The following is a 15,763-nucleotide window of genomic DNA, read 5'->3' on the forward strand; positions in this document are numbered from 1 at the left end:
TGGGGTTGCACTCAGCGCGTCCGGTGGTGCAGACGTCCGACGGAGGCCGGCGTTCGGGCCGCGTGATCCATGCGTGGAGCGCGTCGTCGCCGATCGGGTCAACAGAACGATGAGGGTCCGCCCCAGCCGCCGACCCAGGCCGCCACCCGGGGATCAGGCCGGAGCTGGTGGACGCCGTCGGCGACGAGCTGCTGCGTCTCGAAGGCATCGGGACTGCCCCAGCGTTCCTCACGCCGCGCGGCCCGCCGGGATCGCACGCGGCCGAGCGACGCGCCGTCCGGGTCGACGAGCTCGACGGTGCCCACGTCTCCGGTACCGAGGCGGTCGACCAGATCGACGATCCACGTCGGGTCGAGGATGACGATCGGACGGTCGAGCTCCCACGTCACTCGGGCGTCGACTCCGGCTGCTTCGTCGAGGACGCGCGGGTCTCCCCCGAGCTCCTCAGCTCCCCCGCCGTCGAGGACGAACCGAGCCTGCGGGAAGGCGGTGAACAGCGAGTCCGCCGCGACGAACCGAGCGGCCGCCGTATGGGCGCCCCGCAGCCGCACGACGAGATCGACCGCGTCCGACCACAGCGCCCGCGGCGCGGACCCCGACACGGGGATCGACGAGAGGAGCCGCATGGTCTGGGCGTTCGCGCGGTCCAGGCCTGAGCCGTCGCGCTCAGCCCATTCGGGGCCGTCGTGCCAGGCCACCGCGTTCGGGACATGGGCGAAGACCGCTCCCGCCTGCCACATGCGGTGCGCCCACTCCCAGTCCTCACCGCCGTAGGAGGTGAAGGACTCGTCGAATCCGCCGACCTCGTCGAACAGGCTCCGGGAGCATGCGATGACCGCGCCGATCATGAATCGATAGGAACGGTCGTCCGCGTCGCGCAGATCCCGACTGCGCGCGTACTCCTCGGCGAGCCACGCCGGTTCGGCGAGCTCACGGCCGGCGGCCGCCTCGACGACCGGTGTCTCCGGGGCGATCCCGCTGAAGTCGGCGTGGCGACGCCGCCCCACCGTGACCGCCTCGGGCAGCAGGGCGGGCAGCCGCGTGAGCGCGCGCACGTACCCCGGCTCGGGGGCCGTGTCGGCATCGAGGAAGCACAACACCTCGCCACTGCTCGCCCGCACACCCAGGTTGCGGACGGCGGCAAGCCGGAACCCCTGGTCCTCCTGCCGGACGAGGATCACGTCGTCCGGTACCGACACGTCACCCGGGGATCCGTCGTCGGCGACGATCACCTCCAGGAGGTGACGCGGGTAGTCCTGCGCGGCGAGGGCGTGCAGGGTCCGGAGCAGCTCACCGGGCTGGTCGTAGTGCGCGACGATCACCGAGACGCGTGGCAGCGGATCAGGATGGACGTCGTCGAGCGTGTCCCACCGGTTGCCGACGACCCACGGCTGCGCACCCCCGGTCACGCGTTGCGCCACACGGAGAGCAGGGCCGCGAGTCGGTCGACGGCAGCGGCGACGAACTCGGGGTGGGACGCATACCAATCGGTGTGGGCGGCGCGCACCTCGGCGTCGTCGACCTCGACGCCCTCCAGGATCCAGTGGTCGCGGGGCTCGTCCGTCAGAGACCAGGCGTCGACGACCTCGGGTGCGATGGGCGCGCGCACCGCGTTGAGCAAAGGGCGTCCGGGGTCGGTGACGCCGCCAGGGGCCCCCAGGACGTCGAGGACGCGGGCGCCGAGCGGCAACCAGATCGCATTCCCCGGGTGGTTGACGGTGCGCGCGTGGTCGGCGGTGACCGAGTCGAAGAGGTCGGACACCGGCACGTCGGTCGCGGCCTCGCGTCTCCGCAGTTCCTCGACGGAGGCTCGGCCGATCGCGCGCACGGCGTCCGGCTGGAGCGCAGACACGACGGGGATGGCTGCGGCGGCCGCGAGCGTCCGGACGTCGTGGTACGCCACGATCGGCGGGTTCTCGTCGACGCCGGGGACCCGGACGGCGGCCTGGAACGGATGCAAGCCCCCGAAGCGCACCGGCGTCACCGTGAGCACGCGGCCGCGCGTGGAGGCTGCCACCTGACGCGTGCCGAGCGGCAGATCGTGGTAATCGTCCCGAACGGGTTGCGACACCACGGTGTGCGCGACGCGCACCACTTCGTGCAGCCGCTCCGCGTCCTCGGGGGTCATCTCGTGCACGGCAGGCACGCGCACGAACCGGCGGTCCGGTGCATCCATGACGGTGCGCAGGGATTCAGCCTGGCAGTTGCCGAGCACCACCCCGAACTCCGTCGGCAACGGCGCGAGGCCGTAGAACTCCGCGTAGTGCCTGCGGCGTGCCTCCACCGGCGACCCGGCGGGCGCAGCGGTCGTGCCCGGTTCCAGGGTGTGGCTCATGCCTCGACGGTATACCGTCGCCGAACCTGGCATGGTCCTGCCGCATCGGGGTTGCGCCGGGAAGCGGCGGTCTGCCATCAGCGCCGGGCATGCGCGTCATCACCGCGCTCCATCGGGGCGGCGCTGCTCGCCTGGCGGCACGGCGCGGCCTCATGACGGTGATGACGGTCTGCAAGAATGGGCACATGTCGTCCGCCCGCTCGACCCGCGCCCTTCGTGGTGTGGTCGCAGCGGCGTTCTCGATCTTCGTCGCGCTCCTGTCGCACGTCGCCGGCGGCGGGTCCATGCCCGGCGCCCTCGGCCTCGTCGTGCCACTCGTGTTCTCGACCCTCGTCTGCGTCCTGCTCGCGGGCAGGCGGCTGTCGATCGTCCGTCTGTCCGTCTCCGTCGCGGTGAGTCAGGTCCTGTTCCACACGCTCTTCGTCCTCGGCACCGCCCAGGGCACCACCTCGACGGCGACGCCGATCGGACACCTCTCCCACGGATCACCGGTGATCCTCGACACGTCGTCGATGCCGATGACGCACGACGGCCACGCCGGTGCCGCCATGTGGTTCGCCCACTTCGTCGCCGGCCTCGTGACCATCGCCGCGCTCCACCGAGCCGAGACGCTGCTGTCGACGGCCGGAGCCATCACGGAGTTCATCCTCGCACGACTGGTGCCCGCGGTCCTCGCAGCCCTGGCCTCGCCGGTGCTGCCCGCCCGGGTGCTGCCGCAGCGTGACGTGCCGATCCTGCGCCCACTCGGCGTGTATCCGGAGACGACCGCCTTGCGCGGGCCTCCGGCGCTGTCCTTCCTCTGAGATCACGGCACGACCTCGCCGAGCTGCACGCTCGGTCGACGGTCACCGCTGCGTGCGCGTAGGACGCTTCCTCGACGACGACGCTCCAACCCTGGTCGTCCCGATGCGCCGCGCACCGGCGGAGTGCCACCATTTCCGCCGCTCGGTCCTGCCCCGGCGCCCGTTCGGGTGCGGTCGCGGGCTCACCGGGTGAGCTGTGCCGCTGGGTTCGTCCACTCGAGCCCGCGGGGAAGGAGCCACCTCCTGTGGCAGAAACAACCATTCCGTCGAATGCGCCCGAAGCCGATCCGAGCGGTCAGCGAGGCCCGTCGCCCGTCCTCGTGCCGATCCGTGCACCTGAAGCCGTCATGCTGGCTGCGTTGCCGGTGGCGGTCGTCGTGGCGCTCTCCGCGCTGCAGTTCACCGGTGCGTTCACGACCGGCACGCTGCTGTCGGATCCGGGGGTGATCGTCACTCGCGGTCTGCCGGTCGCGAGGGTCGTCCACGATGCCGCCGCGTCGGTCACGATCGGCCTGCTCATCGCTGCGACCTTCCTGCTGCCGGGGCAGCGGATCCTCCCGGGTGTCGTCTCGTTCTCGCAGTCGAAGGCGATCCGCTGGGCGGCCTGGGCAGGCTCCGTCTGGCTCGCGGCGGGAATCGCGGTGCTGGTGTTCACCGCGGCGAACTCCATCGGCGTGCCGGTGTCCTCACCGACGTTCGCGAAGACCTTCCTGTTCTACGCGACGGAGTTGGAGCTCGGGCAGACCCTGGTGTTCTCGCTCGCGTGCGTGCTGGTGGTGTTCTGCATCGTGCTCCTCGCCCGACGTCTGGCGTGGATCGCGGCCGCGAACGCGATCGCCGTCTTCGCGCTGCTTCCGCTGTCCCTGTCGGGTCATGCGGCAGGCTCCGACGAGCACGGCAACGCGGTCAACTCGCTCGCGATCCACCTCATCGGTGTCACCGCCTGGGTCGGCGGTCTCGTGGCCGTGATCCTGCTCCGTCGGAAGGTCGGCGATCAGATCGGCGCGGTCGTCGCACGCTACTCGGTGCTCGCCGGTTGGGCGTTCGGTGCGGTGGCGTTCTCGGGCGTCGTGAACGCCTCGCTGCGACTCGCGGGCCCGATGGACCTCCTCACCCCGTATGGGCTGCTCCTGGTCGCGAAGACCGTCGCGCTCGTGCTGCTCGGACTCGCCGGCGTGTGGCATCGGCTCCGGCTCATCCCCCGGCTGCAGGCCGAACCCGGGAAGCGGTCGACGTTCATCCGGCTCGCCGTCGTCGAGGTCGTCGTCATGGCGGTCACGATGGGCGTCTCGGTCGCGTTGTCGCGCAGCCAACCGCCGGTGTCGCAGGAGCCGGTCGCCGACGACGTCCGCCGTCGGCTCCTCGGGTTCGCCTACCCGCCGGAGGTGACGCCACTGCGGATGTTCACCGAGTGGCACGTCGACTGGATGTGGGCGGGCCTCGCCGTGGTCGGTGCGGCCTGGTACCTGTGGGCGTTCCGCACGCTCCGGCGCCGCGGCGACGCCTGGCCCGTGGTTCGCCTGATCGCCTGGCTGGGCGGCTGCGCGGCGCTGTTGTACGCGACCAGCGGTGGCCTCGCCGTGTACGGGCAGATCCACTTCAGCACGCACATGCTGCAGCACATGGCGCTCATGATGATCGTGCCGCCGCTGCTCGTCCTGGGCGGCCCGATCCTCCTCGCCCTGCGAACCCTGCCCAGTCGCACCGACGGAGGCCGAGGCCTCCGGGAGTGGATCCTCGCCGTCGTGCACTCGCGGTACCTGCGCCTGCTGTCGAAACCGGCCGTCGCAGGAGTGCTCTTCGCCGGGAGTCTGGTGGTGTTCTACTACACCGGTTGGTTCGAATGGGCGATGCTCGCCCACCAGGGTCACATCCTGATGACGGTGCACTTCCTCGCCACCGGGTACCTGTTCTTCTGGGTCCTCATCGGCATCGACCCGGGCCCGAACCGCCCGGCCTACCCGTTCCGGATCATCCTGCTGCTCGCGACCCTCGCCTTCCACGCCTTCTTCGGACTCGCGATCATGTCCAGCGCCACCGTGCTCGCGGAAGGGTGGTGGACCGCGCTCGGCTACACGGACACCGCAGCGCTCCTCGCCGATCAAGCGGTCGGTGGCGGTATCGCGTGGAGCGTCGGCGAGATCCCCGCCGTCCTCGTCGCCCTCATCGTCGTCTCCCAGTGGGTGCGGAGTGACGAACGTGCCGCGAAACGCTACGACCGCCGAGCAGAACGCGACGGGGACGCAGAACTCACCGACTACAACGCCCGCCTCGCACGCATCAACGACCACGACCATGCCTCTCGAAAGGACCACCCGTGACCACACACGCACCGACCCAACGCGACGCCGACGGCCCACCCCCGGAGCCGGTTGATCGCTGAGACGCCGTCGAGAGGGGTCGCGCTGGGCGGATTCAGGCGGTGACGACCGCGATGACGAGCAGCACGACGGTCGCCGCAAGCACTCCCAGGGTCACGGCCCGCGTACGGCTCCGGTGCTCCGGCGGCACAGCCAGCGGCAGCGAGACCGCCATGACCAGCCCGGCGAAGAGTGCCATCGGGGTTCCGAAGAGCAGGCGGTAGCCGTGGACGTCGCGATCGTCCCAGCCGAACCGGCTCGACACCACCATCCAGATCGCCAGCAGGAACACGGTGGCGGCCGAGGCCGCGACGACTCCAGCGATCACCCGGAGGACGAGACGTGTCCGGGTGGTCGCCCGCCGTGCGTGCGGGTGGGCCATACGGCCACCCTAGAGCGGAAGCCGAGGCGTCGGCCAGACCGACGGGAGCGGTCGGTCTGCTCAGAGCGCCTGAAGCCGCACCCGGCTTCGGATCAGACGACCTCCGCCGACCGGCTCCTCGCGGCGTAGACGGCGGGGGTCACGGAGAACCGGGTCCGGAACGCCCCGATGAAGCTGCTCACCGACTCGTAGCCGACCGCGGGTGCGACGTCCTGTACGGCGGCACCCCGCCCGAGCATGCCCGCGGCAGCGTGCAGGCGCACGCGCACCCGCCACTCGCGGAAGGTGCACCCTGTGCCGTCCACGAACGCCCGGCCGATCGTCTTCGAGCTGACGCCCGCCGCCGAGGCCCAATCGTCGAGCCCACGCGGGTCGGCGGGGTCGGCCATCAGAGCCGACGCGATGGCACGCGCACGCGGCTCACGGGGCATGGCCAACGCCTCATCGTCGCGGGCCGCAGCCGAGAGCAGGTCGATCAGCAGCGACCAGCACCGCCATCGCCGGCGCCCGGTCGGGTCCGCGTCGAGCAGGTGCACCAGCAGGGCTCCCGACAGCTCGTCGACCCGGACGGTCCGTGCGCCGTTCCATCGTCCACCCTGGGGGCGCAGCATCGGGTCGGCATAGACGCTGATGAGCTCTCCTGGCTCGCTGAAGCTCATCTCGTGCACCATCCCCGCGGGGATCCAGGCGAGATGCTCTCGCCGCAGTCGCCGGCGATCGCCGAGGACCGACACCTCCATTGCGCCGGAGCTCATCCACGCGATTTGGTCTTCGCGGTGCGAGTGCTCGTCGAACCGTGTCGTCGCGTCGACCCGCGAGCGGGAAACCCGGAACTCCCCCGATGTCCCTTCGGCGTCATCCAGCGGGCCGAGGAGCTTGATTCCCCCGTCCGAGTGATCGCGACCAGACATCCAGCTGTCTCCATTCGACAATTCCTGTCCACTCAGCGCGATAGCGCGAAGCGATTAGGCAAGGCTAACCTGACTGTCGTCATCCCGCCAGCCGAACCGATGAAGGACCCCATGATCGTTCCGAAGCTCCACCGCGCCCCGAGCGCGCGGGCCGCTCGCCTCCTTGCCGCGATGAGCGCGCTCGCCCTCGTCGGAGTCGCACTCTCCGCCTGCTCGAGCGCCGCCTCGACGACCACCGAGAACCCGAACTACACGACCGAGCCGAGTGACTCGTTCCCGGTGACGATCGAGCACGAGTACGGCGAGACGATCATCCCGTCGGAACCGCAGCGGATCGTCGTGGTCGGCCTGACCGAGCAGGACATCCTCCTCGAACTGGGTGTCACACCGATCGCGACGACGGAATGGTACGGCGAGCAGCCGTATGCGGTGTGGCCGTGGGCGACGGACCTCCTGGGCGATGCCGAGCCGACCGTCCTCACCACGACCGACGGGTTCGAGTACGAGAAGATCGCGTCACTGCGGCCGGACCTGATCATCGGGACAAACGCCGGCATGACCGAGGAGAACTACGGGAAGCTCGCGGAGATCGCCCCGACCGTGACCAATGAGGAGGGCGCGGGGCTCTACTTCGCAGACTGGCGGGACCAGACCAGGATGGTCGCCCAGGCCGTGGGTCGGTCGGCGGAAGGCGAGGCGCTCATCACCGGCGTCGACGAGGCCTACGCGGCGGCCGCAGCAGCGCACCCGGAGTTCGCGGGCCTCACGGCGACCTTCTCGCAGGGTGGGCCGTGGGACGGCAACCTGTGGGTCTACCCCGACGGCCTCAACACCGACTTCCTGACGGATCTCGGGTTCACGATCACGCCCGGGTTGCAGCAGTACGTCCCGAGCGAGGGCGGACAGGCGCAGATCGCCGCGGAGAACATCGGCGTCATCGACGCGGACGTGATCGTCTTCGCCACGGAGTCCGCGGATGCCGTCCAGGAGGTGCTGGGCTTCGGCACCACCTCCAGCCTCGACGCCGTGACCGGCGGGCGAGCGGTCTTCACCGACGGCGAGCTCGCCGGTGCGATCTACTTCCTCACCCCACTCAGCCAGAAGTACGTCCTCGAGCAGCTGGTGCCGCGCCTGGTGGACGCCGTCGCCGGCACAGCTCCGCAGAGCGTCGACGGCTGACCCGTCGGTGACCTCGCGCACCCCTCGCGGGCGCCGTTCGCTGGGGCTCGGGATCGCGGTCGCGGCACTCGCGACCGCGATCCTGCTCAGCGTCCTCGTGGGATCTCACCCCGTGGGCCCGACGGACGTCTGGCAGGCACTCACGAGGCCCGATGACTCCGTCACCGATCTGGTCGTCCTCGATCTGCGGATCCCCCGCACCGTGGCCGGACTCGTCGTCGGTGTGGGGCTCGGCGTCTCGGGCGCTCTCATCCAGGGCCTCACCCGCAATCCCCTCGGCGATCCGGGCATCCTCGGCGTCGACGCGGGCGCGGCGCTCTTCGTCGCGATCGGTGTCCTGCTCGGCGCTCGCGCACCTGTGCAGTACCTCCCGTTCGCGTTCCTGGGAGCCCTGATCGTGACCGCCCTGGTCTACCTGATCGGCTCGGCGGGACGTGGTGGCGCGGATCCTGTCCGGCTGACCCTCGCCGGCGTCGCCCTTGCCGCTGTGCTCAGCGGCGTCACCACCGCGATGATGCTCCTCGATCCGGTCACGTTCAGGCAGCTCCGCGGCTGGAACGCCGGGTCCTTCGTTGAACGCGGCTTCGACGTCATCCTGCCCGCACTCCCCTTCGTCCTCGCGGGCGTCGTCATCGCGCTGCTCAGTGCGAGGTCGCTGAACGCCCTGGCGCTGGGCGAGGTTCTCGCCTCCTCACTCGGCACGCGCCTCGTGCGCACGCGCGTGCTCGCCGTCGTGGCGATCACCCTGCTGGCGGGTGCGGCGACCGCGATCGCCGGACCGGTCGGCTTCGTGGGCCTCATGGTGCCCCACATCGCGCGCTGGATCGTCGGCCCCGACCAGCGGTGGATCGTGGCGTACTCGATACTGATCGCGCCGGCCGTGCTGCTCACCTCCGACGTGATCGGTCGCGTGATCCTCTGGCCGAGTGACGTCCCGGTCGGGATCGTCACCGCGTTCATCGGTGCGCCCGTGCTGATCCACCTCGTGCGGCGCGCGAAGGCGAGCGCACTGTGACCGGGGTCGAGACGGGACCGCGCGCGGTCGTGTGGCGGCGGCGCTCGCTCTCCCTCCGTGTCCGGCTGCGCACGATCGTCGTGTGCGGGGTGTTCTGCGTGGTCCTCTTGGCCCTGGCGTTGCTCGCGCTGTGTCTCGGCGATCTGCCGCTGTCGGTCGACGAGGTGGCGTCGGCGTTCCTCGGCGGACCGAGCACCCTGGTGCAGACGGTGGTGCTCGAGTGGCGCCTCCCACGGGTCCTCGCCGCGCTGCTCTTCGGCGGGGCCCTCGGGCTCTCCGGTGCGATCTTCCAGTCCCTCACCCGGAACCCGCTCGCGAGCCCCGACATCATCGGGTTGACCGCTGGGTCGTACGCGGGCGGTCTCATCGTGATCATCGTGATCGGCGCGGGCGCCGGGTCGGCAGCCGTCGCGGGCGGCGCCATCGGTGGCGGGCTGATCGCCACAGCGCTGGTCTACCTCCTCAGCTACCGTCGAGGCGTCCAGGGCTTCCGTCTCATCGTCGTGGGCATCGGTGTCTCGGCCATGCTCGAAGCGCTCAGCTCCTACCTCGTACTGCGGGCGAAGCTCGAAGTCGCGATGCTCGCCACCGTGTGGGGTGCTGGCTCGCTGAACAGCGTCGGTTGGGCGCAGCTCGTCCCCGCCGCTGTCGTGATCATCGCCATCGCCATCGCCCTCGGTCCGCTCGGCGGATCACTCCGACAGCTCGAGCTCGGCGACGACGCGGCGAAGGCCCTCGGATCGCGGGTCGAACGTTCGCGGCTCGGTCTCGTGGCGTGCGCCGTCGCGCTCACGGCTGTCGTCACGGGCGCGGCCGGACCCATCGCGTTCGTCGCCCTCGCGGCCCCGCAGATCGCGCAGCGGATCACCCGCACCGCCGGCATCGCACTGGTGCCGTCGGCTCTGCTCGGGGCGCTCGTGCTGCTGGCATCCGACATCGTCGCGCAGCACCTGCTGCCGACGTCACTGCCGGTGGGGGTCGTCACTGTGATCGTGGGAGGCGGCTACCTCGTCTGGCTCCTCGTCCACGAGATCCGCAGGCGCTCGTGACCGTTCTGTCGTGAGGACCGGGGATACCCCCTCACCGCATCGATCGGCGGCCCTCTAGCCTGATGCCGAAGAGCCGACGCAGCCCACGCGACGGCGGAAACGAGGCACGATGTCGCTCCCTCCCGCCCCCGATCCCACTCGAACCACGAAGCGCTTCATCCTCGCCGCCTTCAGCTTCGTCGCGCTGATGGCGTCCGGCGTCGGTGTGGTCGCCTGCTCGATCGGCCTCGCCGACACCGGCCATCCCGCCATGATCGTCGGGCTCGCCGGAAGCGTGCTCGGCATCGCCGCCGCCTTCGTCGTGATGTGGACGGCCCTGCGCGCCGAACGCTGACGACGCCAGGGCGTTCAGGTCGGGAACGGGGAGGCTGATACGCTCTCGCAGGTCTGCGTTCGCGTCGCCACCCGGATCGTGACCGGGCTCCCGAGGCGTCGTCACGCGCGCAGCGGGGCGTGAGGAATCGCAATGAGCATGGAAAGCGCGGCTTGGAGCTCGCTGTACAAGATCTCGAGCGCCAAGGACGGCAAGCACGGGATCTCCCGCGCGTCCGTGCGTCGGATCATGACGTTCGCGGTGCCCTACCGGTCCAAGTTGCTGGTCTTCATCGCCCTCTCCGTCGCGGGAGCGTTCCTCGCAGTCGCGACGCCGGTGCTCGCCGGCCAGGTGGTCGACGTCATCGTCGCCCGGGGCGAGGTGGCCACGATCGTCCGGCTCGCCGTCGTCATCGCCCTCGTGGCCGTGGCGGACGCCGCCGTGTCGCTCGTGACGCGATGGTATTCGGCGCGAATCGGCGAAGGCGTGATCCTGGACCTCCGCACGGCCGTCTTCAACCATGTGCAGCAGATGCCGATCGCGTTCTTCACCCGCACCAGGACGGGCGCGCTCGTGAGCCGCCTCAACAACGACGTGATCGGCGCGCAGCAGGCCTTCAGCGGCACGCTGTCCGGCGTGATCACGAACCTCGTGGCCCTGATCCTCACACTGATCGTCATGCTCAGCACGTCCTGGCTCGTGACGGTCCTCGCCGTGGTGATGCTCCCCATCTTCCTGGTACCCGCGCGCCGCATGGGTAGCCGTCTCGCCGCGCTGCGTCGCGAAGCCGCCGACCACAACTCGGCCATGAGCACGCAGATGACCGAACGGTTCTCAGCGCCCGGTGCCACGCTCGTCAAGCTGTTCGGTCGACCGGATCAGGAGGCTGAGGAGTTCCGCGTCCGTGCCGCCCGCGTCCGCGACATCGGCGTCCGGACGGCGATGCTGCAGTTCGTCTTCTTCACCGCGCTGATGCTCGTCTCCGCCCTCGCGCTCGCCCTCGTCTACGGCCTCGGCGGCTTCCTCGCACTCGCCGGGCAACTGGACACCGGTGAGGTGGTCACCCTGGCGCTCCTGCTCACCCGCCTCTACGCGCCGCTGACCGGCCTCGCGAACGCCCGGGTGGAGATCATGAGCGCGGTGGTCAGCTTCGAGCGCGTGTTCGAGGTGCTCGACCTCGAACCGCTCATCCGGGAGAAGCCCGACGCCGTCACCATCCCCGAGGGTCCGGTGTCCGTCGAGTTCGACGACGTCCACTTCGCCTACCCGTCGGCGGACAAGGTGTCCCTCGCCTCGCTGGAAGAGGTCTCGACGCTGGACACCCGAGGCGGCGAGGAGGTGCTGCACGGCGTCTCCTTCCGGATCGAACCGGGGCAGACCGTCGCCCTCGTCGGCTCGTCAGGAGCGGGTAAGTCCACGATCGCGCAGCTGCTGTCGCGGCTGTATGACGTCGACGAGGGCGCCGTGCGTCTCGCGGGGACGGACGTCCGCGATGTCGCCTTCGCCTCCATGCGGCACACCCTGGGCATGGTGACGCAGGACGGTCACCTGTTCCATGAGACCATCCGCTCCAATCTGCGTCTCGCACGTCCGGAGGCGTCCGAGGACGAGGTGTGGGACGCCGTCCGCCGCGCGCGGCTCGAACCGCTCATCCGGTCCCTGCCGGACCAGCTGGACACCATGGTGGGCGAGCGTGGCTACCGACTCTCCGGTGGTGAGCGCCAACGGATGACCATCGCGCGGCTGCTCCTCGCCCAGCCGCGCGTCGTCATCCTCGATGAGGCGACAGCGGCACTGGACTCGACCTCGGAGGCGGCGGTGCAGGCGGCGCTCAGCGAGGCCCTCGAAGGCCGGACGGCGATGGTCATCGCGCACCGGCTCTCAACCATCCGCAGCGCGGATCTGATCCTCGTGGTCGAGGACGGCTCGATCGTGGAGCGGGGCACGCACGACGAGCTGCTGGCTTCCGGCGGGCGGTACGAAGAGTTGCACCGGACGCAGTTCGCCGTCCAGAAGAACCTGGCAGCGGATGAGGAGACACCGAGCGGGACCTGACCGCGGTCGCCCCCTCGCAGCCTCCGGGCCGATGGGTTACCGGAGACGCCTGCGCAAGAGCAGGGCGGCTCCGCCCGCGAGCAGGCCGGCGGCGACGACGCCGGCCCCGCCGAGCTGCCAGCCCGTCAGCGCCAGGTCTCCGTCAGCGGAGGGTCGTGCTGCGGCCGACGGGCTCGGCGACGCGATCGCCTCTGCTCCAGGACCTCCCGAGGGCGGGCCAGCGGTCGGAGTGGCCGTCGGAGGGACCGGCTCGACTTGAGCGCCGGGAACGGACCAGGTTCCCGCGGCGAACGTGACGGGCAGGGTCGCCGCCGTGACCACCGATGACGGGATGCCTGACTCGAGAACGAGGCACTCGAGCGCGAGGGTCGCATCTCCCTGTTCGACGCCGCCGTCCACGACCTCCTGGAACGAGATGGCCATCGGCACCTCGACCGGCTGCCCGGCGGCCACCGTGACGGTCGGAGACGTGACGACGGTGACCCCTCCCGCCGTCACGGAGAGTCGGGCGGCGTCGTCCGCATCGGCTGGGCAGCCCGCGGCGAGCACCGCGGAGCCGAACGACGGGACGGCGCGCGCGTCACCTGACGTGACCGCGGCGCCGGCGGTGTCGCGCAGCGTGAGCGGTGCCGGCGCCGAGGCGGCGCCGGCAGCACCAGCGCCGGCGAGGCAGAGCACCGCGCTGGCGCTGAGCGCTGCCGTGACGAGCAGGGTGCGCCCTGCGGCACGGAGCGGAGAACGGTGGATGACGCGAACGGTGGAAGACATCGGGACCTTTGGTGGGTGCGGTGGGCCTCCGGGACGGGGATACCCGGTGACGCCAGGACTATCGCCCACGCAGGTGAATGGGTCGTAAACGCGGGGCGTCACTCAGGGCACCGGCCGTTGGGCCGAGGTTCACCTCCGCTGCCTACGATCGGCGCGTCCGTCCGATGAAAGTGATGCCATGCCCTTCGATCCCCGCCCCGAGCAGCCCGCGCCAACCGGTGGCTCATCCTCCGTGCCCGAGGAGGAGCGGGGCGCATCGGCCCGGCCCGGCCTCTCCCGCCGGTCCTTCCTGGGGGCTTCCGTCGCTGCGACGGTCGCAGTGGGAGCGACCGCCCAGGGGCTCGGGAGCTCGGCTTCTGCCCAGGCCGCGCCGCTGCCGTCCGCGTCGGCAGGCGTCGACCCGGACGCGCTCTCCTGGCTGGTGTTCGACCACCACGTGCACTCGGTCTACTCGCACGACGCCAAGTACCCGATGACGACGATCCTCGACCAGGCGCAGCGCTTCGCGGTCGACGCGATCGCCTTCACCGAGCACAGCAACAAGGGACATGCCAACGTCGGCGGGGTGTTCAACGCGGCACGCGAGATCGACACCGCGCGGGCGGCTCGCCCCGACATGCTCGTGCTCCAGGGGCTCGAGTGGTACATCCCGGGAGCCGAGCACGCGACCGTGCTGATCGCGCCCGGGCCCCAGACAACCCTCGTGTTGCGCCGCTTCGAGCTCGACCACGACGGCAAGCTCAACGGATGGGAGAAACCGCGCCCCGGCACCGAAGACGCCGCCGAGTGGCTCGTGCACGCTACCGACGGGATCGCCTGGCTCGGCGCCCAGAAGCGTGCAGGCGTCATCGACGACGTGATCATCCTGGCGAACCACCCGAGCCGTCTCGGCATCGACTCGCCCGGCGAGCTCCGTGCCTGGCAGGACGCCGACCCCGAGGTGTTCGTCGGCATGGAAGGCGCTCCCGGCGCCCAGGCCGGAGCGATCGCAGCGAACGCGACCGAACGTTCACGGCGTGGCGAGTACGAGAACACCCCCAGCGAGTTCTCCTTCCCCGGCTACCCCGCGGAGGCTTATCTGACGCACGGCGGCTTCGACTGGACCACGGCCGTCGTCGGCGGCGTATGGGACTCGCTCCTGAGCGAGGGAAGGCGCTGGTGGGTCACCACGAACAGCGATCTGCACCTCAAGGAGTCCGACGCGACACGCGTGGGCGACTTCCCGACGGGGCCGGGCTGGGAGTCCGGGGCGACGCTCGCGAACTTCAACCGCGCCGGCCGTCGGCCGGACCCGATCGCCACGGCCACGCCCCAGAACGGCGCCGACTTCTGGCCGGGCGAGTTCAGTCGGACGCACGTCGGGGCCGTCGACCGGTCGTCCGTCTCCCTGCTCGACGCGATCCGCGCCGGCCGTGTCTGGGTCGACCACGGGCACCTCGTCGCCGGGCTCTCCGTCGTGCTCCGTGCCACCGACCACCCGGAGACCGGCGTCACCTTGGGTGGGACCCTCACCGTCGAAAGCGGCACAGCCCTCGAGCTCGTGGTCGATGTCACGCCCACGACGACGCCGACCTCGCGGGGCACGACGCCGAGACTCGCGCACCTCGACCTGATCCGCGGGCGCGTCACCGGGCTCGTCGCCGACCGTGACGAACAGCGCGCACCAGGCACCCGAGTCGTCGAGATGCTCGACGTCGCCGATCGCAGCGACTCCCCGTTCCGTGTCGTGGTGCCGCTCGCGCCGGCCACTGAGGACGGCTACGTCCGCCTTCGCGGCAGCGATGGCCAGGTGCACGGGGTCGGTCCGCTCGGAGCCGAGGTCGACCCGCGGGCACCTCAGCCGTACCCGGTCTCCCCTGCGGACCCATGGGCCGACACCTGGCTGTACACGAATCCGATCTTCATCAGCGTGGCCTGAGCCCGGCCGGGCCCGGTCAGTGCCAGCGACCCGGAACCGTCCACACGTCTCGTCAGGTTGCCCTTGCATCAGCACGTCTGGAGTTCGCTTGGGTGGCCGCCCAGCTGGCGAGCAGTGCGAGCGCCTGCTCCGAGGATGAGTCCGGTTCGGTGCCGTCGGCGATGAGGGAGAGCCCGTCGTCGGCGGTGAGGTCCATGGCTTCGAAGGTGAGCTCGATGTCACCGAGCCCGTTCCTGATGACGGCGGGGGCTGTCATGCCGCGATCGCTCGTGGGAGGTACCGTCCTTAACTCCCACCCCGCCGGGCCGTGCTCGTAGCGTCGACGTATGGACACTGAACAACGGCGTCGTCATCCCCGCTCTCGGGCTCGGTGTCTTCCAGATCGACCTGCTCATCCTCCACCAGGCTCTCCCGAGCGAGTTCGAGCAGACCATCGGTGCGCACCGGGCCCTCGAACAGCTCCTCGCCGACGGCAAGGTCCGGGCGATCGGCGTGAGCAACTTCATGGTCGATCACCTGACCCGACTCCTCGACGCGACGAGCGTCGTGCCCGCGGTCAACCAGATCGAGGTCCACCCGTACTTCCAGCAGCGCGAGGTCCAGGCGTTCGGTACTGAGTGGGCCAGGGCGGCAGCCGTCATGTCGATCAACCGTGCCCTGTCCCCCGGGCGCAGT

14 protein-coding genes and 1 pseudogene are annotated in these 15,763 nt (G+C 70.6%); 9 read left to right on the plus strand and 6 right to left on the minus strand.

The annotated features are described in order from the left end of the window. Window positions 1-98: 98 nt before the first annotated feature. Complete coding sequence (locus ACQ3HE_RS02175; RefSeq protein ID WP_430891121.1) at window positions 99-1,409, minus strand: glycosyltransferase family 2 protein; 1,311 nt, start codon at window positions 1,407-1,409, stop codon at window positions 99-101. Then, window positions 1,406-2,335, minus strand: coding sequence for a WcbI family polysaccharide biosynthesis putative acetyltransferase (locus ACQ3HE_RS02180; protein WP_430891123.1), 930 nt, complete (start codon window positions 2,333-2,335; stop codon window positions 1,406-1,408). Before ACQ3HE_RS02180 ends, ACQ3HE_RS02175 begins: the two co-directional genes overlap by 4 nt. A 185-nt stretch (window positions 2,336-2,520) precedes the next feature. Between ACQ3HE_RS02180 and ACQ3HE_RS02185 the strand changes: the two genes are divergently transcribed. Together ACQ3HE_RS02185 and ACQ3HE_RS02190 are read left to right on the plus strand one after the other, a co-directional pair. Continuing rightward, window positions 2,521-3,138 (plus strand): hypothetical protein, encoded by a 618-nt coding sequence (locus ACQ3HE_RS02185; protein ID WP_430891125.1) that lies wholly within the window; start codon window positions 2,521-2,523, stop codon window positions 3,136-3,138. Between the two features lie 245 nt (window positions 3,139-3,383). Further along, window positions 3,384-5,459, plus strand: coding sequence for a bifunctional copper resistance protein CopD/cytochrome c oxidase assembly protein (locus ACQ3HE_RS02190; protein WP_430891127.1), 2,076 nt, complete (start codon window positions 3,384-3,386; stop codon window positions 5,457-5,459). A 94-nt stretch (window positions 5,460-5,553) separates the two neighbouring features. On the opposite strand, the gene ACQ3HE_RS02195 is transcribed toward ACQ3HE_RS02190, so the two are convergent. Beyond that, complete coding sequence (locus ACQ3HE_RS02195) at window positions 5,554-5,880, minus strand: hypothetical protein (RefSeq protein WP_430891129.1); 327 nt, start codon at window positions 5,878-5,880, stop codon at window positions 5,554-5,556. A 92-nt stretch (window positions 5,881-5,972) separates the two neighbouring features. Next, window positions 5,973-6,791 carry a helix-turn-helix domain-containing protein gene (locus ACQ3HE_RS02200; RefSeq protein ID WP_430891131.1) on the minus strand — a complete coding sequence of 273 codons (819 nt, stop codon included), beginning with the start codon at window positions 6,789-6,791 and terminating at the stop codon, window positions 5,973-5,975. Between the two features lie 111 nt (window positions 6,792-6,902). Here ACQ3HE_RS02200 and ACQ3HE_RS02205 point away from each other — a divergent pair, with 111 nt between their 5' ends. The 5 genes from ACQ3HE_RS02205 (at window position 6,903) to ACQ3HE_RS02225 (ending at window position 12,402) form a co-directional block, all read left to right on the plus strand. Further along, the gene (locus ACQ3HE_RS02205) at window positions 6,903-7,970 is read left to right on the plus strand and encodes an ABC transporter substrate-binding protein (protein ID WP_430891132.1); all 1,068 of its coding nucleotides are present in this window, start codon (window positions 6,903-6,905) and stop codon (window positions 7,968-7,970) included. A 7-nt stretch (window positions 7,971-7,977) separates the two neighbouring features. Beyond that, window positions 7,978-8,985, plus strand: coding sequence for an iron chelate uptake ABC transporter family permease subunit (locus tag ACQ3HE_RS02210; RefSeq protein ID WP_430891134.1), 1,008 nt, complete (start codon window positions 7,978-7,980; stop codon window positions 8,983-8,985). After that, window positions 8,982-10,034: a FecCD family ABC transporter permease gene (locus ACQ3HE_RS02215; RefSeq protein ID WP_426736821.1), complete on the plus strand. Its 1,053-nt coding sequence runs from the start codon at window positions 8,982-8,984 to the stop codon at window positions 10,032-10,034. The genes ACQ3HE_RS02210 and ACQ3HE_RS02215 overlap by 4 nt, the downstream gene beginning before the upstream one ends. 109 nt (window positions 10,035-10,143) lie before the next feature. After that, entirely contained in the window at window positions 10,144-10,368 is a 225-nt protein-coding gene (locus tag ACQ3HE_RS02220; protein WP_079705792.1) for a hypothetical protein, read from the plus strand. Between the two features lie 132 nt (window positions 10,369-10,500). Continuing rightward, window positions 10,501-12,402, plus strand: coding sequence for an ABC transporter ATP-binding protein (locus tag ACQ3HE_RS02225; RefSeq protein ID WP_430891136.1), 1,902 nt, complete (start codon window positions 10,501-10,503; stop codon window positions 12,400-12,402). Between the two features lie 36 nt (window positions 12,403-12,438). Here the strand turns inward: ACQ3HE_RS02225 and ACQ3HE_RS02230 are convergent, their stop codons facing one another. Further along, window positions 12,439-13,170 (minus strand): hypothetical protein, encoded by a 732-nt coding sequence (locus ACQ3HE_RS02230; RefSeq protein WP_430891138.1) that lies wholly within the window; start codon window positions 13,168-13,170, stop codon window positions 12,439-12,441. A 178-nt stretch (window positions 13,171-13,348) separates the two neighbouring features. Between ACQ3HE_RS02230 and ACQ3HE_RS02235 the strand changes: the two genes are divergently transcribed. Then, window positions 13,349-15,088 carry a PHP domain-containing protein gene (locus tag ACQ3HE_RS02235; protein WP_430891140.1) on the plus strand — a complete coding sequence of 580 codons (1,740 nt, stop codon included), beginning with the start codon at window positions 13,349-13,351 and terminating at the stop codon, window positions 15,086-15,088. Between the two features lie 52 nt (window positions 15,089-15,140). On the opposite strand, the gene ACQ3HE_RS02240 is transcribed toward ACQ3HE_RS02235, so the two are convergent. Next, a complete protein-coding gene (locus ACQ3HE_RS02240) occupies window positions 15,141-15,344 on the minus strand; it encodes a hypothetical protein (RefSeq protein WP_430891142.1) in 204 nt (67 codons plus the stop codon). A 110-nt stretch (window positions 15,345-15,454) separates the two neighbouring features. Between ACQ3HE_RS02240 and ACQ3HE_RS02245 the strand changes: the two are divergent. Further along, window positions 15,455-15,706, plus strand: a pseudogene (locus ACQ3HE_RS02245) (aldo/keto reductase); the annotation flags it as partial. Window positions 15,707-15,763: the final 57 nt, after the last annotated feature.

Source organism: Plantibacter auratus (assembly GCF_050587365.1).
Taxonomy (GTDB): domain Bacteria; phylum Actinomycetota; class Actinomycetes; order Actinomycetales; family Microbacteriaceae; genus Plantibacter; species Plantibacter auratus.

Coding starts and splice junctions, on each gene's coding strand:
- ACQ3HE_RS02180 (WP_430891123.1), bottom strand. CDS start 2,335: ATGAGCCACACCCTGGAACCGGGCACGACCGCTGCGCCCGCCGGGTCG.
- ACQ3HE_RS02185 (WP_430891125.1), top strand. CDS start 2,521: ATGTCGTCCGCCCGCTCGACCCGCGCCCTTCGTGGTGTGGTCGCAGCG.
- ACQ3HE_RS02195 (WP_430891129.1), bottom strand. CDS start 5,880: ATGGCCCACCCGCACGCACGGCGGGCGACCACCCGGACACGTCTCGTC.
- ACQ3HE_RS02200 (WP_430891131.1), bottom strand. CDS start 6,791: ATGTCTGGTCGCGATCACTCGGACGGGGGAATCAAGCTCCTCGGCCCG.
- ACQ3HE_RS02205 (WP_430891132.1), top strand. CDS start 6,903: ATGATCGTTCCGAAGCTCCACCGCGCCCCGAGCGCGCGGGCCGCTCGC.
- ACQ3HE_RS02220 (WP_079705792.1), top strand. CDS start 10,144: ATGTCGCTCCCTCCCGCCCCCGATCCCACTCGAACCACGAAGCGCTTC.
- ACQ3HE_RS02225 (WP_430891136.1), top strand. CDS start 10,501: ATGAGCATGGAAAGCGCGGCTTGGAGCTCGCTGTACAAGATCTCGAGC.
- ACQ3HE_RS02230 (WP_430891138.1), bottom strand. CDS start 13,170: ATGTCTTCCACCGTTCGCGTCATCCACCGTTCTCCGCTCCGTGCCGCA.
- ACQ3HE_RS02235 (WP_430891140.1), top strand. CDS start 13,349: ATGCCCTTCGATCCCCGCCCCGAGCAGCCCGCGCCAACCGGTGGCTCA.
- ACQ3HE_RS02240 (WP_430891142.1), bottom strand. CDS start 15,344: ATGACAGCCCCCGCCGTCATCAGGAACGGGCTCGGTGACATCGAGCTC.